At 71.6% G+C, this 19,816-nt stretch carries 16 protein-coding genes; 12 read left to right on the top strand and 4 right to left on the bottom strand.

Annotation, left to right across the window (positions count from 1 at the left end; all coding sequences use genetic code 11):
• The first annotated feature begins 842 nt into the window (after positions 1-842).
• From ACSMXX_RS04855 to ACSMXX_RS04840, 4 genes are all read left to right on the top strand, one after another.
• On the top strand, positions 843-1,553 hold the full coding sequence (locus tag ACSMXX_RS04855; RefSeq protein ID WP_473182801.1) for a hypothetical protein: 711 nt from the start codon (positions 843-845) through the stop codon (positions 1,551-1,553).
• A gap of 206 nt (positions 1,554-1,759) precedes the next feature.
• Positions 1,760-2,341, top strand: coding sequence for a putative glycolipid-binding domain-containing protein (locus ACSMXX_RS04850; protein ID WP_473182800.1), 582 nt, complete (start codon positions 1,760-1,762; stop codon positions 2,339-2,341).
• Positions 2,342-2,402: 61 nt separating this feature from the next.
• Positions 2,403-3,059 (top strand): MOSC domain-containing protein, encoded by a 657-nt coding sequence (locus ACSMXX_RS04845; RefSeq protein ID WP_473182799.1) that lies wholly within the window; start codon positions 2,403-2,405, stop codon positions 3,057-3,059.
• A 110-nt stretch (positions 3,060-3,169) separates the two neighbouring features.
• Positions 3,170-4,093, top strand: coding sequence for a MerR family transcriptional regulator (locus ACSMXX_RS04840; protein ID WP_473182798.1), 924 nt, complete (start codon positions 3,170-3,172; stop codon positions 4,091-4,093).
• Here ACSMXX_RS04840 and ACSMXX_RS04835 read toward each other — a convergent pair whose 3' ends face one another.
• Positions 4,094-4,486 carry a hypothetical protein gene (locus ACSMXX_RS04835; RefSeq protein WP_473182797.1) on the bottom strand — a complete coding sequence of 131 codons (393 nt, stop codon included), beginning with the start codon at positions 4,484-4,486 and terminating at the stop codon, positions 4,094-4,096.
• 210 nt (positions 4,487-4,696) lie between these two features.
• Here ACSMXX_RS04835 and ACSMXX_RS04830 point away from each other — a divergent pair, with 210 nt between their 5' ends.
• Positions 4,697-5,431 carry a class I SAM-dependent DNA methyltransferase gene (locus tag ACSMXX_RS04830; RefSeq protein ID WP_473182796.1) on the top strand — a complete coding sequence of 245 codons (735 nt, stop codon included), beginning with the start codon at positions 4,697-4,699 and terminating at the stop codon, positions 5,429-5,431.
• Between the two features lie 159 nt (positions 5,432-5,590).
• On the opposite strand, the gene aceB is transcribed toward ACSMXX_RS04830, so the two are convergent.
• Together aceB and ACSMXX_RS04820 are read right to left on the bottom strand one after the other, a co-directional pair.
• Positions 5,591-7,219, bottom strand: coding sequence for a malate synthase A (gene aceB / locus ACSMXX_RS04825; protein ID WP_473182795.1), 1,629 nt, complete (start codon positions 7,217-7,219; stop codon positions 5,591-5,593).
• Between the two features lie 387 nt (positions 7,220-7,606).
• On the bottom strand, positions 7,607-8,242 hold the full coding sequence (locus tag ACSMXX_RS04820; RefSeq protein WP_473182794.1) for a nucleotidyltransferase family protein: 636 nt from the start codon (positions 8,240-8,242) through the stop codon (positions 7,607-7,609).
• A 337-nt stretch (positions 8,243-8,579) separates the two neighbouring features.
• Here ACSMXX_RS04820 and ACSMXX_RS04815 point away from each other — a divergent pair, with 337 nt between their 5' ends.
• From ACSMXX_RS04815 to ACSMXX_RS04790, 6 genes are all read left to right on the top strand, one after another.
• Positions 8,580-8,918, top strand: a complete 339-nt coding sequence (locus tag ACSMXX_RS04815) for a DUF5955 family protein (protein WP_473182793.1) — start codon at positions 8,580-8,582, stop codon at positions 8,916-8,918.
• 506 nt (positions 8,919-9,424) lie between these two features.
• Positions 9,425-10,477 (top strand): DUF1996 domain-containing protein, encoded by a 1,053-nt coding sequence (locus ACSMXX_RS04810; protein ID WP_473182792.1) that lies wholly within the window; start codon positions 9,425-9,427, stop codon positions 10,475-10,477.
• A 164-nt stretch (positions 10,478-10,641) separates the two neighbouring features.
• A complete protein-coding gene (locus tag ACSMXX_RS04805; protein ID WP_473182791.1) occupies positions 10,642-11,403 on the top strand; it encodes a cellulose binding domain-containing protein in 762 nt (253 codons plus the stop codon).
• 138 nt (positions 11,404-11,541) lie between these two features.
• On the top strand, positions 11,542-12,567 hold the full coding sequence (locus ACSMXX_RS04800) for a protein kinase family protein (RefSeq protein ID WP_473182790.1): 1,026 nt from the start codon (positions 11,542-11,544) through the stop codon (positions 12,565-12,567).
• A 187-nt stretch (positions 12,568-12,754) separates the two neighbouring features.
• On the top strand, positions 12,755-15,130 hold the full coding sequence (locus ACSMXX_RS04795) for a serine/threonine-protein kinase (RefSeq protein WP_473182789.1): 2,376 nt from the start codon (positions 12,755-12,757) through the stop codon (positions 15,128-15,130).
• Positions 15,131-15,216: 86 nt separating this feature from the next.
• Positions 15,217-17,322 carry a protein kinase domain-containing protein gene (locus tag ACSMXX_RS04790; protein ID WP_473182788.1) on the top strand — a complete coding sequence of 702 codons (2,106 nt, stop codon included), beginning with the start codon at positions 15,217-15,219 and terminating at the stop codon, positions 17,320-17,322.
• Between the two features lie 69 nt (positions 17,323-17,391).
• Here the strand turns inward: ACSMXX_RS04790 and ACSMXX_RS04785 are convergent, their stop codons facing one another.
• The gene (locus tag ACSMXX_RS04785; RefSeq protein ID WP_473182787.1) at positions 17,392-18,258 is read right to left on the bottom strand and encodes an IclR family transcriptional regulator; all 867 of its coding nucleotides are present in this window, start codon (positions 18,256-18,258) and stop codon (positions 17,392-17,394) included.
• 204 nt (positions 18,259-18,462) lie between these two features.
• Between ACSMXX_RS04785 and allB the strand changes: the two genes are divergently transcribed.
• Positions 18,463-19,815: an allantoinase AllB gene (allB, locus tag ACSMXX_RS04780; RefSeq protein WP_473182786.1), complete on the top strand. Its 1,353-nt coding sequence runs from the start codon at positions 18,463-18,465 to the stop codon at positions 19,813-19,815.
• Position 19,816 lies beyond the last annotated feature (1 nt).

Raw genomic sequence — 19,816 nt, 5'->3', positions numbered from 1 at the left:
CCTGCCGCCACCGTTTCGTCCCACATCGCCCTCCGCGGAACGTACGGTCCGGATTTCCGCGCGACCGACGCGCCGCCCGGAGCCGAGACGGAATGGGTCGTCGACCTCGCCGGCGACACCCTCGCCTGGAACCGCCCGCACCGGGGCGGCGCATCAGGAGGCCGCCGCCGTAACCGTGCGCGGACCGCTCACGGAACTGCTGCTGGAGATCTACCGCCGCCGTCCCGCCCCAGCGGCAGCATCGAGATCACCGGTGATGAGAAGTTGCTCGACTTCTGGCTGGATCGGGTCGGATTCGGCTGATCCGACCGCCCGTGTCAGGTATCTCCGGCGCCCTCCGGATGCTCTCTTTTGCCTTTGACTCATCCCCGACGTGCGGCCCGCCGCGGGCGAGTACGGTGACGTCTCACCGATGACCCTCCGGTTGGACGTCCCGGGGAAACACGGAGCCGGCACCCCGGCTCCGCGGCTGAGGCAGAGGAACGGTGTTTCGGGTGACTGCGGACCATCAACAGGAAGATGTCATGCCAGAGGCCTCACTTGAACACGACGGAGGCGAGGCTGCCACGGCGCGACGCGAGGGGGCAGGCGCCAAGCGGACCGGGCCGACGGGCGAGCCCTCCGACGCCGGGGCCGGATCCGCTGCACCCGACCGCGCGGCGGCACCCGCGCCCGCACCGGCTCCTGCGTCCGCGCCCGCACCGGCATCGGTTCCTGCGTCCGCACCAGCCCCCGCACCAGCCCCCGCTCCTGCGTCCGCTCACGCGGCCCCGCCACCGCCCGTCCCCGCCGCGGCCCCGACCACGCCTCCCAGACGCGAGCCGTTTTGGGCGCTGGCGGCCATGGCCTCGTACGGGGTCACGCTCTTCGTGGCGAGTGAGGATCTCGTTCTTCTCGCGATACCCGGGATGCTCGGCCTCGCCGTCCTCGAACTCCTCGGGGTGCGCTATGTGCTGCGCAGGCCCGCCCGGGGCAGCGAAGCGCCGTACGCCACCGACGGCAGCGACCACCGCGGAGTAATCAACCATCTGTACACCGCCCTGCTGAAGCGCTACGGCGTGCTCGTGCTCATCTGCCTCGCGCTCATGGCCGTGCCGCTGATCACGAGGGCCACGTACCTCATTCCCCTGATGGGCGTCGGACTTCTCGGCGTCGTACTGGCGACGGTCTGCTGGTTCGACCAGCTGCGCTGGGTACGGCAGTGCGCCCGCGTGCTGAGTGTCTACAGCTTCGAATTCCGCACTCCCGTCTATCAGTTGGACCTCTGGCGGAACGGAGGGCGTGTCCTGGTGCTCGGTTACGAGGGCCTGGAGTCCCCGGACATGTCCGCCCGCGAACCCATGGGACACCCCTGCTGGCCGGAGCGGATCGCCGAAGGCGTCTGGTTCGCGGGAGACGAGGTGTTCGGGGGCGCGCTGCTGGTGCCCGGCACGGGCGAGCTGATGTGCCTGCAGCCGCTGGACTGGGACGCGTTCGACGAGTGGCGGGCCGCGGCGGACGAGGAGCGCCGCGCGAAGGCGAAGCGCGCCGGGCTCGACCGCCACTCCGTCTGAAGCCCCTGCCGCTGCCCATGTCCTTGCACTTGCCCATGCACTTGCACTTGTCCCTGCCCCTGCCCGTGCTCCTGCTCTTGCGTCGTCCTTGACGCCGCCGCCTGCGCGCAAGCCGCCCGCCCCCGGCGGCGACCGGCGAGCCGCCTCGGCATGCCCACGGCCCCGGGTCAGGATGGTGCCTCCCGATCCAGGAGGAGGGCGCCCCCATGGACTTCCGTGACCCGCCGAAGGCCGCCGCGTGGCAGCACATGAAGGCCCGCTCGGGCTTCGAGGTCGTCTACTTCCAGCCGGCCGACGACGGCTGGCGTATCCACGGCTGCACGACCGCCCTTGAAGACGGCACGACCTGGATCGTCGACTACGAGATCGAACTCGGCACCGACTGGGCCACCCGCACCGCGCACATCTCCGGCCGCTCCGCCGCCGGTCACCGCACGACATCGATCCTCACCGACGGCTCCGGTCACTGGCAGATCGACGGCGTCGTCTCGACCCACCTCGACGGGTGCCGCGACATCGACCTCGAATCCTCCGCGATGACCAACGCGTTGCCCGTGCGCCGTCTCCGTCTCACGGACGGCGCCCGCGCCGACGCCCCCGCCGCGTACGTGCGTGCGGCTGACCTCTCCGTCGAGCGGCTCGACCAGACCTACGAACTCGTCCGCGACAAGGCCGGGCAGCAGCGCTACGAATACGCCGCCCCCGCCTTCGACTTCAACTGCCGCCTCGCCTACGACAGTTCCGGCCTCGTCCGCGACTACCCGGGCATCGCCATCCGCGTCAGCTGACGGCGCCGGCGTCCCGAAAAGAGCTGGTCCAGGCTGGCGGCGGACCGTAGCGTCACCGAGCATGAAGCTGCTCTCCGTCAACGTGGGCCGGCCCCGCCCGAATCCCTGGAAGGGACTGAAGTCGACCGGCATCGACAAACGGCCCGTCGAAGGCCCGGTCGCTGTGACCGTTCCCGGGCCCAACGGAGGCGGCGACGTCGGTCTTGCCGGGGACCGTGCGCACGACGTCAAGCATCACGGCGGCTTCGATCAGGCCGTGTACGCGTATGCGCGGGAGGATCTCGACCGCTGGGCGACCGAGTTCGGGGATCCCCTCGCCAACGGCGTGTTCGGGGAGAACCTCACGACGCTGGGCGTGGATGTCAACGGTGCCCTGATCGGGGAGCGTTGGCGGATCGGGGAAGGCGTGGTGCTCGAAGTCTCCGGGCCGCGAATCCCGTGTGCCACGTTCCAGGGCTGGCTCGGCCGTGGCGGCTGGATCAAGATCTTCACCCGGGCGGCACTTCCCGGCGCGTACCTGCGTGTCGTCGAGACCGGCGAGATACGTGCGGAGGACCCGGTCGACGTGGTGCACCGGCCTCAGCACGACGTGACGATCGCCCTCGCGTTCCGGGCGATGACCAGCGAACCGTCCCTGCTGCCGAGGCTCCTGGCCGCCGACGCCCTCCCGGAGGAGGACAAGAAGCTGGTGCACCGTCGTCTCTCTTCATCCCGGTAGCGCGGCGGCGCGCGTGCGTGCAGGCGGGGGCGTGCGGCGCGGGCGGGAAGCGAAAGCGATTTGCCGCCGGGGCTTGAGTCTCCAGCCGGTGGAAGGTCCAGACTTCCGGCATGAGCGATGACGAACAACCTCCGGACTGCCTCACGATCGGCCAGCTCGCCGACCGTGCCGGCGTCCCGGTCCGCACCGTCCGCTACTGGTCGGACGTGGGCGTGCTGACGCCCGAGCGGCGGTCCGGAGGCGGCTACCGGATGTACGGTCCCGAAGCCGTCGCGCGCCTCGAACTCGTCCGCACGCTGCGCGAGTTGGGGCTCGGCCTGGAGGAGGTGAGCCGGGTCGTGCGCAGTGAGGCGCCGGTCGCGGAGATCGCGGCCGCGCATGTCGCCGCTCTGGACGCCCGCATACGCGCGCTGAAGGTGAGCCGGGCCGTCCTTTCCACCGTCGCGGAACGCGGTTCCACCGCAGAGGAGACAGCACTGATGAACAAGCTGGCGCGGCTCTCGGTCGCCCAACGCAGAACCATCATCGAGGACTTCATGCTTGAGGTGTCCGAAGGCGTCGACGGCGCCCCCGACTTGGCGGAGCGGCTGAGGCGCGCCCCGCTCGAACTGCCCGACAGCCCGACGTCCGAACAGGTCGACGCCTGGCTTCAGTTGGCCGAACTCATGCAGGACCCGGACTTCCGCTCCGGGATGCGGAGAATGCTGGAGCTGAACGTGCGGGGGAGCCCGGGAGGTGCGATCTGGTTCACCTTGCATGTGGTGAACGCCGTGAGCGAAGCCCGCGAGGAGGGTGTGGACCCGGACGGGCCGGCCGCCGCAGAGGTGCTGACGGAACTCTTCGGCGACGCGGACAGGGCCGAGGTTCTCGAAAGCCTGGACGCGGGGCTGGTAGCGGGAGCCGAGCGCTACCGGGAACTGCTCCGCGCCGTAAGAGGCCACGAGCCGCAGCCCTCACGCGCCGAGGACTACGCGTGGCTGAGGCAGGCGCTCCGTGCTCAGGCCGAGGGCTCTCCGGTTCGGTCCGGCAAATGATCACAGCTGCCTTCGCGGCGCCTTGTCCCAGTGGGTCCGGCTTGTCAGCCTTCTGGCTGCCTTCCGTGCCAGACGTACCACGAAGCCTGTTCTGAAGGAGTCGAGGAGGACGATGGCGAGAAAGCCGAGGGCGATGCTCGGCCAGGACGAGTCGACCGCGAAGCAGCCCCAGCCGGAGACCACAGCGGCGGTGCCCAGAGCGAACTTGTCCGATCGACCGAGCGGCCGCTTGTCCTGCAGGTCGTTGATCTCAGCGGTACGGCGGTCCACCCACTCCTGGAGGTGGGCACGCCGGTCCCTCTCGGACTCGGGTGTGCCCGCCAACGCCAGCTCGTAGCGCCGGCGTTCGGCCTCCAGCCGCTCGATCTCCTCGTCCGGGGTCTCCCAGGGCACCTTTCCTCTTTCCTCACTGCCGTTCCAGGGGCGTCGGCTGAAGCAGTCGGCCGGCCGCCCGCCCCGCTGCCGATGCCGGGGTCCCCTGAAGGCCCGTGCGCCTGACCGGCTGTGCGGGTGTTGTCCGACCCTACGTCGAGCGGGTGCCCTGCCACCGTGCCCAGCGGAAATCCAGTGGCCGCCGGCACGGGGACGTGGCAGCTTGGCGCCATGCACGACGATGTGTGGAACGAGCAGGCGGCAGAGGAATACGACGAGGCGTCCGCCTTCATGTACGCACCCGAAGTCCTCGGCCCCGCAGTCGACTTCCTCGCCCGACGAGCAGGCCGCGGCGCCGCCCTCGAGTTCGCGATCGGCACCGGCCGCGTCGCGCTCCCGTTGAGCGAACGCGGCATCCGGGTGTCCGGGATCGAGATGTCGGAGCCCATGGCGGCAGAGCTTCGCAAGAAACCCGGAAGTGCCGCCGTCTCCGTGTCGATGGGCGACATGGCGGCCACCAGGGCACCGGGCGAATTCAGCCTCGTCTACCTCGTCTTCAACACCATCACCAACCTGCTCGCCCAGGACGAGCAGGTCGCATGCTTCCGCAACGCGGCACGGCATCTGGAACCGGGCGGATGTTTCGTCATCGAAGTCGGCGTTCCCGACCTTCAGCGCCTGCCCCCGGGAGAGACCGCCCGTCCGTTCCACATCGGTGAACACCACGTCGGCTTCGACACGTTCGACCTGGTCAACCAGCGGATGGTGTCGCACCACTACCGGATCGCGGACGGCAAGGCCGGAACATTCCGCTCGCCGCACCGCTTCGTGTGGCCCTCCGAGCTCGATCTGATGGCCAGGCTCGCGGACTTGGAGCCGAGTGAGCGCTGGGCCGACTGGGACGAGACACCGTTCACGGCTAGCAGCAGGTCACACGTCTCCGTGTGGCGGAAGCCCCTCGACTAGGTCTTTTCTCAAAGTCAGCTTCCCTGCCGCATGGCCAACGGCCTTGCCTGGCTGCCCGGACGGGGGCGGCGGTGGCGGCGTGTGTCGGGCCGTGGTCGGCGCATGCCGTGCCCCGCGCCGCCCGCCTGCTGCGGGGACACGGGGCGTCGACTCGGCGCGTCAGTCCAGCAGTTCGTACGCCGGGAGCGTGAGGAACGCCTCGTACTTCTCATCCAGCGCGACCCGCAGCAGCAGTTCGTGTGCCCGCTGCCACTCGCCCGCCGCAAAGGTCTCGTCGCCCAACTCCTCGCGCAGCCGGGCCAGATCCTCGTCGGCGACGCGGCGCACGAGCTCCGGCGTGACGCGGACCTCGCCCTCCGGGGCGTCCGGCAGCACAACGCCCGCGTTGACCCACTGCCAGATCTGCGAGCGGGAGATCTCCGCGGTGGCTGCGTCCTCCATCAGGCCGAAGATGGCGACGGCTCCCATGCCGCGCAGCCACGCCTCGATGTAGCGGGTGCCGACCTGGACGGCGTTGCGCAGGCCCGCGTACGTCGGCTTCGCGTCGGTGGAGTCGACAGCGAGCAGTTCGGAGGCGGTGACCTCCACGTCCTCGCGCAGCCGTTCCTTCTGGTTCGGACGGTCGCCGAGGACCGCGTCGAAGGACTCCTGCGCGATGGAGACGAGATCGGGGTGCGCGACCCACGAGCCGTCGAAGCCGTCCGAGGCCTCGCGGTCCTTGTCGGCCCGCACCTTGGCCATGGCCTTCTCGTTGGCCTCCGGGTCGCGCCGGTTGGGGATGAAGGCGGCCATGCCGCCGATGGCGTGGGCGCCGCGCTTGTGGCAGGTGCGTACGAGCAGTTCGGTGTACGCGCGCATGAACGGGGCCGTCATGGTCACCGAGTTGCGGTCCGGCAGGACGAACTTCGCCCCGGCGTCGCGGAAGTTCTTCACGATGGAGAAGAGGTAGTCCCAGCGGCCGGCGTTCAACCCCGAGGCGTGGTCGCGCAGTTCGTAGAGGATCTCCTCCATCTCGTACGCGGCGGTGATCGTCTCGATGAGGACGGTGGCCCGGACCGTGCCCTGCGGGATGCCGCAGTGGTCCTGGGCGAAGACGAAGATCTCGTTCCACAGCCGGGCTTCGAGGTGCGATTCGAGCTTGGGCAGGTAGAAGAACGGGCCCTTGCCCATGTCGATGAGGCGCTGGGCGTTGTGGAAGAAGTAGAGCCCGAAGTCGACGAGAGCGCCGGGCACTTGCTCGCCGTCGACGCGCAGGTGGCGCTCGTCGAGGTGCCAGCCGCGGGGGCGCATGACGACGGCGGGCATGTTCTCGGCGGGCCCGAGCGCGTAGGACTTGCCGGAGTTCTCGTCGGTGAAGTCGATGGTGCGCTCGTAGGCGGAGATCAGATTGAGCTGGCCGCCGACGACGTTCTCCCATGTGGGGGCGGAGGCGTCCTCGAAGTCCGCGAGCCACACCTTGGCGCCGGAGTTGCAGGCGTTGATCGTCATCTTGCGGTCGGTGGGGCCGGTGATCTCCACGCGGCGGTCGTTCAGTGCCTCGGGGCAGCTCGCCACCCGCCAGTCGCCGTCGCGGATGTGGGCGGTGTTGGGGAGGAAGTCGAGGGAGGACGTGCGGGCGATCTCCGCCCGCCGCTCCGCGCGCTGGGCCATCAGCTCGTCGCGGCTCGGTGTGAACCGGCGGTGCAGGGCGGCCAGGAAGTCCAGCGCACCGTCGGTCAGCACTTCCTCCTGGCGCTCCACGGGAGTCGCATCGACGATTTCGACGGCGGAGGGCGCTCCTGCGGACATGGTGGGTCACTCCTTATGGCGGCGTGCGGTCACGGCCACCGGATCGCGTGCGTACCGGCACGGAGTGCCGCGAGCCGGGCGGCGCTCGTGGAAGCGGTCCGGTCGTTCACCGTCAGAGACGGAACGCTTCTGAGCAGTGGATACTAGTTTCCTTATGGTGGAATTAGCAAGGGTCTGTTGACGTCGAGACATTCATGGGTTGTCAGCTGCCGCCGTCCGGTGGCCCTGGGTGCCAGTCGACTTCGGGTGTCGCGGACCGTGCGGTAGGACGAGTGCGAGGTGCTGAGTTCCGCGGCTGCGGGCGGCGAAACCCGCGTGGGTGCCGGTGTGGTGGGCCTATGCGGGATGCCGGGCCGTGTGTGTGCGTGTGTGCTGTGCGGGCGGTACTCAGGAACCGGTCCGCTTCAGCCGTTCCAGATCCTGCGGGGTGTCGATGTCGGACGGGTCCGCGATGTCGCCGCACTCCACCAGTACGATCTCGTCTTCCCGCGTACGCAGATAGGGGCGCGCCCCCTGGTCGCCCTCTGCGCTCTTCGCGATCCCCGTCCAGTGCTCCGCCCCGAACAGGACGGGATGCCCCCGCCGTCCCTCGTACGACGCGGATGCGAGCGTGGCGGAGGAGCGGCAGGCCGTGCGGACGCGGGCGACCGCCCCCGCGCCGATCCCCGGCTGGTCGACGAGCAGGACCAGCGCGGCGTCCGTGCCCGTGCCCGTGAGGGAGTCGAGGCCGAGCCGCAGCGAGGAACCCATGCCGGACTCCCAGTACGGGTTGTCGAGCACGGTGCAGCCGGAGAGTTCGGCCCGCGCCCGTACCTGTCCGGCCGCCGCGCCCAGGACCACGTGCACACGCTCACATCCGCCGGCGCGGAGCGTGCGTACGGCGTGCTCGACCAACGGCCGCCCGTGCAGGGGTAGCGGCGCCTTGGGCCGCCCGCCCAGGCGGCGTCCGCCGCCGGCCGCGAGCAGCAGCCCGGCCACCACGGGGGCGGCCGGGCCGTCCGCCTCGTCCGGCTCCGTCGTCATGGTGGCCTCTTCTCGCGTTCCGTTTTGTCGGGGATGTGCGGGCGTGTGCCCTGCTGCGGCTGCGGCTGCGGCTGCGGCGGTGCTGCGGGGCGCGGGCCGCGTCCGTACGTATGCCTTCCTACCGCCTCAATGTCCCGTACGCCCCCGGCAGTGCGGCACATCCATACGGCACGATTCTGTACGAGCGGTGCAAGGCGTTGCGAACTTGGAGTTGTGCGCCCCCAATTTCGCGCTCCGTGTGGCGCGATGTGCGGAGAGTGGCGTTTACTTGGGCGAGCCGGTCGCGCTCGATCCTGTGGGGGACAGGCGCGCGGCACCATCTCTGTGGGGGAGAACTGTGGCGCGAAGCGATGCTGTGGGGCAGCGTGCGATACCTGTCGCCGACTGCGGGGAAGACCCGCGAGTCGCCGGGCTGAGCGTTGCCGTGGCCCGTCTCAGGGCAGAACTGGACGCCTATCCCGTCCAGTTGCACGACAGGCACGCTGCCGAGGACGAACTGGCGGCTCTCGACACCCAGGTCGCCGGTGGTTCCCCGACGGCCGAGGCACTGCGTCATTCGCTGCTGCTGATCGTCGCGGCCGTCGGCTCGGTGAGCGCCCTCGCCGACGCGCTCTCGGGCCTGCGGAACGCGATCGAGCTCTTCGGTGAGCCCTCCGGCTTCCGGCGGGTGAATTGACGGGTGAGCCGGCGGACGTTCATGGACTCCGGCCGGTTCGGGACGGATCCGTAAGACCTTCTCCCGAAGCGAGCCGGAGGACTGCCGCCGGTCCGGTGTGAGCTGTCCCGGGACGACGCCGTCGGCGTGCTGACGCCCTTTCCGCATGCCCGCATGCCCGCACGCCCGCATCCGCGTGCCTGCGCCGATCCGTTCTGCCGCCTGGGAGCGCCTCCGACTGCCCGGTTCCCGGGACGGTGCCAGCCGGGCGCCGGGCCCTGGGCCACCGGGCACGGCAGCGGTGCCGCCCCGCACAGCGCACCGGCGCGGCCGCCGCGGGGTACGGGGGCGCAACCCTGGGCGGAAGGACGTAAGGAATCCGTCCGAGTCCTTACGCACAGCGGACGCCGAGGCCGAACCGCTGGCCCCTGGCGTGCCGTTCACGCCAGCGTGTCGGAGCGATGAGAGCGCGGGGGCAGGCCGTCCGGTTCATCGGAACAGCCATCACGCGGAAGTGAGGATCCAACGTGCGTGCTCACAAACGGAACAAGGCACGGCGCACCGTCGCCATGGCAGCCGTCGCGCTGCTGCTCGGGGGCGGCGGCATCGCCGTCGTCAACGTCAGCGCCAACGCCGGGCAGAACGGCGGCCCTCCGGCTTCGCAGTCCGCCGGCCATGCGCACGGTGACGCCGAGGAAGACGGCCCGGTCAGCAGCGACTTCGTCGACATCACCGAAGTCCCGGACAACGTCGAGAAACCCGGGAACGGCCCGGACGCCTCGACCGGCACCTTCACGTCGGCCTGCGGCACCAACGCAGGTGACCAGCACAACTCGGACAACGTGATCGTGGCTCCGGGTGTGGCCAACGGCGCGCACCACACTCACGACTACGTCGGCAACAAGCAGGTCGACGGCGACTCGACCGACGAGTCGCTCGCCGCGCAGGACACCACGTGCACCAACGGCGACCAGTCCACCTACTACTGGCCGGTCCTCCGCGACCGTACGCGACAGGGCGAGGACGCCGACGAGCCCGGCGGCGGCGCCGAGGGCAACATCGGCTCCATCATCGAACCGGCCACCGTCGACATCACCTTCCGCGGAAGTCCCCGGGGCGATGTCGTCGCGATGCCGCGCTTCCTTCGGATCATCACCGGTGACGCGAAAGCCTCCACGAACGGCGGCGCGAACGCCAACGCCGCCTGGTCCTGCACAGGATTCGAGGACCGGGTCCAGCTCGAGGACAAGTATCCGATCTGCCCCGACGGCAGCAGGGTCGTGCGGACCGCGTTCTTCCAGAGCTGCTGGGACGGCCGGAACACCGACAGCGCCGACCACCGGGCCCACGTGGCGTTCGCCGGGGCCGACGGATCGTGCCCGGCCGGCTTCAAGGCCATCCCGCAGCTGGTCGAGCGCCTGACCTATGACGTGCCCGACGCACCGGACTTCGCCGTGGACACCTTCCCCGAGGAGAAGCACAAGCCGGTCACCGACCACGGCGACTTTATCAACTTCATGAAGGACGCCCTCATGAGCCAAGCCGTGGACTGCATCAACTCCGGCCGGCGGTGCGGCTGACGGCGCAGTCCGGCGACGGCGCGCCCGGCCCGGGCCCCGGCGTCCCCACGGCGTCACGACCCGTCTGTCCGGGGCGGCCACCCCGGACAGACGCGGCGGGCCTGCCGGTGCCCTGCCCACCTCCCGTTGTTCAGCTTCCACAGCCGCCAGAGGGGTTGTTGAGAATGGACGATTCCGGATCGCCCTGGGCGCCGATGCGCCGCCGGCCGGCCAGTCGGGCGGCGGCGTGCGGGCTCCGGGTGGTGCGTGCGGCGCCCGCGGGGGCGGGCGCGGTCGTGGTGCTGCTGCTGGCGATGGCGGTGGTCCTCCAGCAGGCCGGCGCCTGGCCGTTCGCGCGGCATGACATCCCGCCTTCCCGGTCCGTGCCTGACGCCCGGCTGCCCTTGCCGCCGTCCGACGGCGGCTCCGACGGCGGCTCCGGCGGCGGTCCGCCGTCCGACGGGGAGGGGACGGGGACGAGCCCGTCTCCGGGCGGTCCCGGCAAGTCCCAGCCCGGTACACCGGGTGACGGCGGGACCGGACCCGGCACGCGAGGCACCGGCATGACCGGACCCGGCACGCGAGGCACCGGCATGACCGTTCCAGGCTCGCCCGAACCCGGCACGCCCGGTGACGGCGAAGGGAAGGCCGACTGCGGCTGCAGGGCCGTATGGCACGTGGACGGCCAGTGGGAGGACTTCAACGCAACGGTGAGGGTGACGAACACCGAGGGAGTCTCCGTCCGGGACTGGCAGATCACCTGGACGTGGCAGGACCGGCAGCGGCTGGTCAAGGGATGGGACGCAGAGTTCCGGGAGTCGGGCCGTACCGTCACCGTGCGGAACAGCAGCAACGCGGCGATTCCCACGAGGGGCGCGACGACGTTCGGCTTCCATGCAACCGGCAGCGGAACCCCCGCCCCACGCCTCACCTGCCGTGTCCTCTGACACAACACGCATCCGCGCCGGGAACCCGCCAACCAGCGACGATGGCCCGGCAACCCGCGTCGGGGCCGAAAAGGCCGGGCTGTCCGTTCGCTGGATTTCGTTTAGGCTCCCCACATTAATGAATCAAGGGGGAAGCGGATGGAGCAGCTGCGGCTGGACGATCCACGGGATCTGGGCGACTACGTGCCGATCGGGCGGGTGGACGCTCCGGACGGCGAAGTCCCCGTGCCCGTACGCCGGTTCATCGCCCGGGGTGCCGGCGGCGACCGTACCGTCCTGATCAGCGTGCCCCTCGCGGAGCTCGCGGACAACCACGGGTACGGCGAGCGGTTCGCGGCGGAGGCCGAAGCGGCCCGGCAGCTCGGGGCGGAAGCCGGACTGCCGTGGACGGCACAGGTCATGGAGAGCTCCCGACTCCCCGGCCGGCTGCCGTGGTACACGATGCCGTACGTGCCCGCCCTGCCGCTGCCGGGCGTACTGGCGGCACACGGCGGCGGCCTCGCGGAACGCACCCTGCGGGCACTCGGTCTCGGGCTCGCCGAGGCACTCACCGCGCTGCACGAGCGCGGAGCGGTGCATGCCGGGGTCTCCCCGGGGGCCCTGCTGGTGGCCGCGGACGGTCCGTTGCTGACGGCGTACGGAGCGATGCGCGCCCTGTCGACGGAGAGAGGTCGCTTGCCCCACCCCTACTCGCCTCCCGGTCTCCCCGCACGCGGAGGCGTGCCGCCCGAGCAGCTCTCCGGTGGCACGCCCCGCCCACCGGGTGACGTCTACGCGCTGGGGGCTGTGCTCTGCTACGCCGCATCCGGGCGGCTGGACGGGGCGGACTCCTCCCGCGTGCCCGCGAGCATGCGCGCCGTGGTTGCGGCCTGCCTGTCCCAGGACCCCGGTGACCGTCCGCAAGCGGCCGCCGTACGCGAGGAGTTGAGAGCGGGCGTGGCCGAGTCGGCGACGGCCGGGCCCGCGCGCTTCCCCGTGCGGGCACCGGGACCGATGCCGGGCGGGAGACCGGCCCAGGGCCCGGGGCCCGCGGGGAGTCCTGCCGGAGGCACCGTGCTCGACAGCGCGGCGAGCGCCTTCGGGCCGGGCTGGCTGCCGGCACGCGTCATCGCGGCCATCGCCCGGCAGTCCGCGCAGGCGCTCGGGGCGGCCCTCCCGGTCTGACGGCCCGACGGTTCCGATCCGCGGATTTCACCGCCTGTCCCGAACCGAACCGCCTGTTCCGAACCGGCCGTTCGGACCGGCCCGACCGAGCCCGATGGCCCCGACGTCCCGGCCGTACGCCCGTACCACCGGCGCCCTTCGGCCTGCCACCCGCCCTTGCCCTCCCTCATCCGTGGACTGCGATCCGATGGCTTCTCTGCAACTGCCCCTCACCCATGACGACCCCGTGCAGCACGGCCCGTACCGCTTGGTCGCGCGCCTCGGCAGCGGGGGGATGGGCACCGTCTACCTCGCACGCGACTCCGGCGGCAGCGCCGTCGCGCTGAAGACCATGCACGCACGCATCGCGGACGAGCCCGAATTCCGCACCCGCTTCCGGCTGGAGGCGGACGCCGCCCGCGTCATCGGAGGCCGGTACGGCGCAGAGGTCGTGGACGCCGACCCGCTGGCGCAGACCCCCTGGCTGGCGACCGAGTACGTGCTCGGGCCGCCGCTGGACGAAGCGGTCGAGCACTGCGGCCCGCTCCCGGAGGCGTCCGTACGTGCCCTGGGAGCGGCCCTGTGCGAGGCGCTGGGGCAGCTGCACAGCTCAGCCGTCGTGCACCGTGACCTGAAGCCGTCCAACATCCTCATCAGCGCCGCCGGTCCGAAGGTCATCGACTTCGGCATCGCCAGGGCGATCGGGGACGACCGGCTGACCCGTACGGGCACCGCGGCGGGAACCCCGGCATACATGTCGCCGGAGCAGGCCGGCGGGCTCGAACACACCGCGGCCGGCGACGTGTTCGCGCTCGCCGGGGTGCTGGTGCACGCCACGTCCGGGCACGGCCCGTTCGGCGGCGGGCAGGCGGCCGATCTGCTCTACCGCGTCCGCTTCGGCGAGCCCGACCTGGGCGGCGTGCCGGAAGCGCTCGTACCGCTGCTGCACCGCTGTCTCGCCAAGGACCCGGAGGCGCGGCCCGGCATGGCGCAGCTCGCGGCGGAACTGGCGTCCCGACTGCCCGGCGACGGCAGGGAGTTCGCGGAATCCCTGCCGGACGGTGTGCTGGCTCAGATCGCCCGCCGCAGCGCGGAGGTGTGGAGGATCGAGCCGCACAGGCTGCCTCCGCCGCCGGGCGGCACATTCGGCCAGGGCACCGACGCCACAGCCGGTGCCGGCGCGTACATGCCCTCCCAGCAGGCGTACCCGGCCCCGGCGGCCACCGGCAGCGACGGCGGCCGCACCGGCCTCCCGCGCCGCAAGCTCCTTGCGGTGGCGGGCGGTTCGGGCCTCGCGCTGGCCGCGGCCGGAGCGGGAGCATGGGCCTGGGCGGGCCGCGGCGGTGGCGGAGGAACGGCCGGCGCGTCGCCGTCCCGCAGGCCGGGCGGTGCGCCGAATCCCGTATGGCGAGCCGCGACGTCCTTCTTCACCGACGGCGACCTGCCGCCGCTGCTGGTGGGCGGAAAGCTGGTGACGTCGAACAGGGAAGGTCTGCTGGCACTCGACGCGAAGTCCGGCGAGCAGCAGTGGACCAGTGCCGAGGCCGACGACAACCAGGTGATCGTCGACGGCGAACGGCTCTACGAGATCATCGCGGAGACCACGAAGGGCAGAGGCGTCACCGTCCGCTCGCTCGACCTCCGTACGGGCACGCGCGCAGGCGAGGCCGGCACGCTCCCGGACTTCGACGGCCGCGAGCACGGCGACGGCGACCGCACCACCCAGCCGCTCGCCGCTGCCGGCGGAGTGCTCTACCTCGCGGCGCGCACCCGCGAGGCGAACGCGTCGAAGAGGCCTCTCGCGCAGGGCTGGTACGTCGTGGCGTTCGATCTGCGCGCGCACAAGGAGCGCTGGCGCAGGCCGGTGAAGCAGTACGCCACGTCCTACGCTTCCTTCGGCGACGACGTCAGCGCCTACACCGCCAAGTCGCTGCCCGAGCGGCTGCTCCTCGCACGTCCGCGCAACGACTACGACAGCCCGCTGCAGACCGTGGCCGCCTTGAACCCGCGGACCGGCGAGGAGATCTGGAACGCCGAGCCACTGCCGAGGGAGCGGGACGACGACGCGCCGCCGCTGCCCAGGCAGCTGGCCACCGACCCGCGGCACGTCTACTTCGGCTCCGGCCGCGTCACCGCGCTCAGGCTCTCCGACGGCAAGGAGGCATGGCGGTACGAGAGCGCGGGCGTCCGGAGTGAACGCGCGGACAGGAACCCGGACGAGCAGCCGGCCCTGTACGGACCGCCCGCCGTACGCGACGGTGTGGTCTACGCGGCGGAGTGGAACCACGGCCTCGTCGCGGTCGGCGCCCGCAGCGGGAAACTGCTGTGGAAGCAGAAGCCCGGCAGCGATCCCGCCCCCGACCTCGACGTGCCGCCGGTCGTCGGCGAGAAGTACGTCTACGTCTCGGCCGGCGGACACAAGTATCTGAGCGCCGTCAGCCGCCGTACGCACCGCACGGCCTGGAAGTTCAGCCTCACCGGCGACGGCGACGGCGGCACCGGTGAGCGCTTCGTCGTGGCCCGCCCGGCCCGGCGGATCATCGGCAGGGGACGGGGAGGGGCGTACGCCATACCGCTCGAATGACGCGGACACCGATGTCCTCCCAGATCCGGCCCGGGCGAGTCCGATGCCTGTGGCCCCGTCTCAGTCAGCAGCAGGAAGGCTTCGCGTTGAAACCCCTCGGCTACGGCGATCCGCTCCGTCTCGGTCCGTACCGCATCATCGGCACACTCGGCGAAGGCGGCATGGGCAAGGTCTATCTCGGACGTGACGGTTCGGGCGAGGTGGCCGCGGTCAAGGTGCTCCGTCCCGAACTCGCCCACGAGACGCACATGTCGCAGCGGTTCGTGCGGGAGGCGCAGGCCGCGCAGGCCGTACGGAGCAAGGGCGTGGCGCGGGTGCTGACCGCGCAGACGGAGGGCGGAGCGCCCTTCATCGCGACGGAGTTCCTCGCCGGACCCACCCTCGACCGCGCCGTCGAGCGGCACGGGCCCTTCCCCGAGCCCGCGGTGAGAGCGCTCGGTGCGGCGCTCGCCGGAACGCTCGGCGACATCCACGCCGCGGGGCTGGTGCACCGGGACCTGAAGCCCTCCAACATCGTGCTGACTTCGGACGGTCCGCGCATCATCGACTTCGGCATCGCACGTCCGGAACACGGCCTGACGCTGACGACGACCGGCCAGGCGCCGGTGACGCCCGGGTACGGTGCGCCGGAGCAGGTGCTCGGACAGCGGACGGGGCCGCCCGGCGACGTCTTCGCACTCGGTGCGGTGCTCGTCTTCGCAGCGAGCGGCGAACGGGCGTACCAGGGCGACCAGATCGCCGTCGTGCAGTACGAAGTCGTCCACGGCGAGCCCCGGTTGGAGGGTGTGCCGGCAGCGCTCGTGCCGATGATCGCTCCCTGCCTCGCCAAGGACGCGGCGCAGCGGCCGCAGCCCGCCCGGATCACGTCCGAGCTCGCCCTGCCCCGTGACGGCTGGCAGCTGTGGAAGAAGGGCGCGCTGGCGGACGACATCGCCGAGGCGGAGTCCGGCGCGAAGCAGCTCGCCACGTTCCCCCCGGTTCCCGGCACCTCCGGCGGCGAAGCCGCCACCGGGTCCGCCGCCACCGGGTCCGCATCCGCCCCGTCGGCTGCTTCGCCCACGCGGCGCCGCGTCCTGACCGGTCTCGCCGCCGGCGGCACCCTGCTCGCCGCGGGTGGCGGCGGCACGGCGTGGTGGCTGACACGGGAGGAGCCCCCGAAGCGCCCCCATCCCTGGTTTGCGCTGCCGCTCCAGGACGGGGAGTACGAGGAGGGCAGGGCCCCCGAGCCGCTGTGGGGGCCGCGGGACGTCGCGTTCGCGGAGTCGCCTGCGCCGCTGGTGTCCCGGGAGCTCGTGGTGTTCGGGGGCAAGCAGGAGGCACGTGTGACAGCCCTCTCCGTACGGGACGGGAAGCGGAAGTGGGTCTCCCAAGCCTCCTTCTACCAGCCGTTGTTCGCCGCGTCCCCGGGCCTGATCGTCACCGGCGGCTCCGACGGGCAGCTCTTCGGCATCGACGCCCGTAGCGGTGCCGTCGAGCGGCGCCACCCGACCGGAATGAGCCACCTCCTGGCCGTAGATGCGCGCGCCGCGTACTGCGTCGTCAAGGACGAAGTGCGGTGCGTGGAGCTCGTGTCGGGGAAGGTGAGGTGGCGCAGGCCGGCTCCGCTGGACGAGTTCTCCGGGACGCGCGGAATCTCCGCGACCGCCGCGGGCGGACTGCTGGTGCTCGCCACTGCGAAGGACGCGGCGATCGCCCTCGACGGCCGTACGGGCGAGAAGGTGTGGAGCAGGCCCGGCGGAAGCACCGGCGCAGGGGCGCCGCCCGTGGCGGTGGGCGGCGAGGTCTACATCGGCGGGCAGTCGCTGAGCGCCGTACGGCTGCGGGACGGGGTGGAGCAGTGGTCGGTGCCGGCGGACGTCAACGGGGGCTGGAGCGCACCGGCCGTCCAGGGCGAGGCCGTCTACGCCTCCGTCGGGCCCGAAGTCCGGTGCCGCAGGCGGCGCGACGGGCGGGAGGTGTGGCGGCGGGAGATCGACGGCGGGGTGTTCGCGGGCGACAGGCCCGTGGCGGAGGGCAATACCGTCTGGGTGGCTCTGAAGGAGAACAAGGGGGTTGCGGCGCTGGACACGCGGACGGGGCGTGCGGCATGGGTCCACCGGCCGAAGGGCGGCGGTAGCCGGCGCATGACGGGCGCGGGGAACCGCGTGTTCCTGCTGACGGAGGGGAAGTTGACGGCGATGCCCGTCATCTGACGGCCGCCGGCCGGTGCCCGTTCATCCGGCGGCCGGTGCCCGTCATCCGTCGGCCGCCGGCCGGAGGTCTCAGCCGCCGCTGCCCGAGCCCGTGGTGGCCAGCGCCTTCGAAAGCTGCTCGGCGACCTCGTGCATCAGCGGTACGAACTTGTCCGTGGCCGCCTCCGTGACCCGGCCCGCCGGGCCGGAGATCGAAATGGCCGCCGCCGTGGGGGAGTCGGGCACCGAGACCGCGATGCAGCGCACCCCCAGCTCCTGCTCGTTGTCGTCCATCGCATAGCCGACTTCGCGGACGTGCTCCAGCGCCGCGAGGAAGCCCTCCGGCGTGGTGATCGTCCGCTCGGTCGCCGCGGGCATCCCCGTACGTTCGAGCACCGCGCGCACCTCGTCGGGCGAGCTGCCGGCGAGCAGCGCCTTGCCCACCCCGGTGGAGTGCGGCAGCACGCGCCGTCCGACCTCCGTGAACATCCGCATCGAGTGCCGCGAGGGCACCTGCGCCACGTAGACCACCTCGTCGCCGTCCAGCAGCGCCATGTTGGCGGTCTCGCCCGTCTCCTCGACCAGGCGCGCGAGATACGGGCGCGCCCAGGTGCCCAGCAGCCGCGAGGAGCTCTCGCCGAGGCGGATGAGGCGGGGGCCCAGCGCGTAGCGCCGGTTGGGGTGCTGTCGTACGTAGCCGCAGGCCACCAGAGTGCGCATCAGCCGGTGGATGGTGGGCAGGGGCAGCCCGCTGCTGCCGGACAGCTCGCTCAGCCCGACCTCTCCGCCCGCGTCGGCCATCCGCTCCAGCAGGTCGAAGGCGCGCTCCAGGGACTGGACGCCGCCCGACTGGCCCGTGGAGACCGTGGCGGCCGTGGAGGTGTGTGCGGCGGTGGCGGCGGATTCTCGCCGGTCGGACGACGGCACGTCGCGTTCCTTTCCTGCGGGTGGGCGCATGCTACCGGCACGGGATCACCGTCCCCTGTGGCCGCTCACCGTGCGGATCTTCGGGCAGAGCACCGCGGACGACCCGAGTCGGGTTTCTGCATGGCGGAATCATAGTTCCATTTTGCGGAATCCACCATGTGTGTGTCTTGACGGGGCAGTGATCTGCCAAGAAGATCTGGCATCAACAGATTGTTGAAGAGAAGGGGTGGTCCGGTGCCCGGCGTCCAACTCGTGCTGCGCTCGTCGCGCGTCGTCACACCCGAGGGTACGCGTGCCGCGTCGGTGAGCGTCGCGGACGGCCGGATCGTCCAGGTCGGTCCGCGGGACATGCCGGTGCCCGGCGGAGCACGGCTGGTGGACGCGGGCGACGACGTGGTGCTCCCGGGTCTCGTCGACACGCACGTCCACGTCAACGACCCCGGCCGCAGCGAGTGGGAGGGCTTCACGACCGCCACCCGCGCGGCCGCCGCGGGCGGCATCACCACGCTTCTCGACATGCCGCTCAACTCCCTGCCGCCGACCACCACCGTCGCCCACCTGCGTACGAAGCAGGACAGCGCACGCGGACAGGCCCACATCGACACCGGATTCTGGGGCGGCGCGATCCCCGGCAACGTGGCGGACCTGCGCCCGCTCCACGACGCCGGAGTGTTCGGCTTCAAGTGCTTCCTCTCGCCCTCCGGCGTGGAGGAGTTCCCCGAACTCGGCCCGGCCGGGCTGGAGTCGGCGCTCACGGAGATCGCGGGATTCGGCGGGCTGCTCATCGTCCACGCCGAGGACCCCTCGCACTTGACCGCCGCACCGCAGAAGGGCGGCCCCGCCTACGCGGACTTCCTCGCCTCCCGCCCGCGCGCCGCGGAGAACGACGCGATCGACCGTCTCATCGCACTGGCCCGCAAGCTGGACGCACGCGTGCACGTGCTGCATCTCTCCTCGGCCGACGCACTGCCGGCCATCGCACGGGCCCGCCGGGAAGGCGTGGCGCTCACCGTCGAGACCTGCCCCCACTTCCTCACCCTCTCGGCCGAGGAAGTCCCGGACGGCGCAACGGAGTTCAAGTGCTGTCCGCCCATCCGCGAGCGCGCCAACCAGGACGCCCTCTGGCAGGGCCTGGCCGAAGGCACCGTGGACTGCGTGGTCTCCGACCACTCGCCCTGCACCGCCGAACTCAAGGACGGCGACTTCGGCACGGCTTGGGGCGGCATCTCCTCGCTCCAGCTCGGCCTGCCGGCGGTGTGGACCGCAGCCCGGAAGCGGGGCCACTCCCTCGACGACGTCGTGCGCTGGATGTCCTCGGGGCCGGCCGGGCTCGCCGGGCTCGGCGGACGCAAGGGGGCGATCGCACCCGGACACGATGCGGACTTCGCCGTCCTCGCCCCCGAGGAGACGTTCACCGTCGACCCCGCGCGGCTCCATCACCGCAACCCCGTCACCGCATACGCGGGCCGCACGCTGCACGGCGTCGTACGCGCCACCTGGCTGCGCGGGCAGCGGATCACCGAGGCCGGAGACGCCGGCCGCGTCCTCCGGCAGACCGGACGACTGATCGAGAGGCCCACCGAATGAC

This window comes from Streptomyces sp. DSM 116795 (assembly GCF_055792905.1).
The sequence above is the reverse complement of the archived record's forward strand: the minus strand, read 5'-3'. Positions and strand labels throughout refer to the sequence as shown.

Bases quoted from the DNA above. Each gene is read 5' to 3' on its own strand.
- ACSMXX_RS04855 (WP_473182801.1), top strand. From the start codon at position 843: ATGGCCTCGTACGGGGTCACGCTCTTCGTGGCGAGTGAGGATCTCGTT.
- ACSMXX_RS04850 (WP_473182800.1), top strand. From the start codon at position 1,760: ATGGACTTCCGTGACCCGCCGAAGGCCGCCGCGTGGCAGCACATGAAG.
- ACSMXX_RS04845 (WP_473182799.1), top strand. From the start codon at position 2,403: ATGAAGCTGCTCTCCGTCAACGTGGGCCGGCCCCGCCCGAATCCCTGG.
- ACSMXX_RS04840 (WP_473182798.1), top strand. From the start codon at position 3,170: ATGAGCGATGACGAACAACCTCCGGACTGCCTCACGATCGGCCAGCTC.
- ACSMXX_RS04830 (WP_473182796.1), top strand. From the start codon at position 4,697: ATGCACGACGATGTGTGGAACGAGCAGGCGGCAGAGGAATACGACGAG.
- aceB (WP_473182795.1), bottom strand. From the start codon at position 7,219: ATGTCCGCAGGAGCGCCCTCCGCCGTCGAAATCGTCGATGCGACTCCC.
- ACSMXX_RS04820 (WP_473182794.1), bottom strand. From the start codon at position 8,242: ATGACGACGGAGCCGGACGAGGCGGACGGCCCGGCCGCCCCCGTGGTG.
- ACSMXX_RS04805 (WP_473182791.1), top strand. From the start codon at position 10,642: ATGGACGATTCCGGATCGCCCTGGGCGCCGATGCGCCGCCGGCCGGCC.
- ACSMXX_RS04800 (WP_473182790.1), top strand. From the start codon at position 11,542: ATGGAGCAGCTGCGGCTGGACGATCCACGGGATCTGGGCGACTACGTG.
- ACSMXX_RS04795 (WP_473182789.1), top strand. From the start codon at position 12,755: ATGGCTTCTCTGCAACTGCCCCTCACCCATGACGACCCCGTGCAGCAC.
- ACSMXX_RS04785 (WP_473182787.1), bottom strand. From the start codon at position 18,258: ATGCGCCCACCCGCAGGAAAGGAACGCGACGTGCCGTCGTCCGACCGG.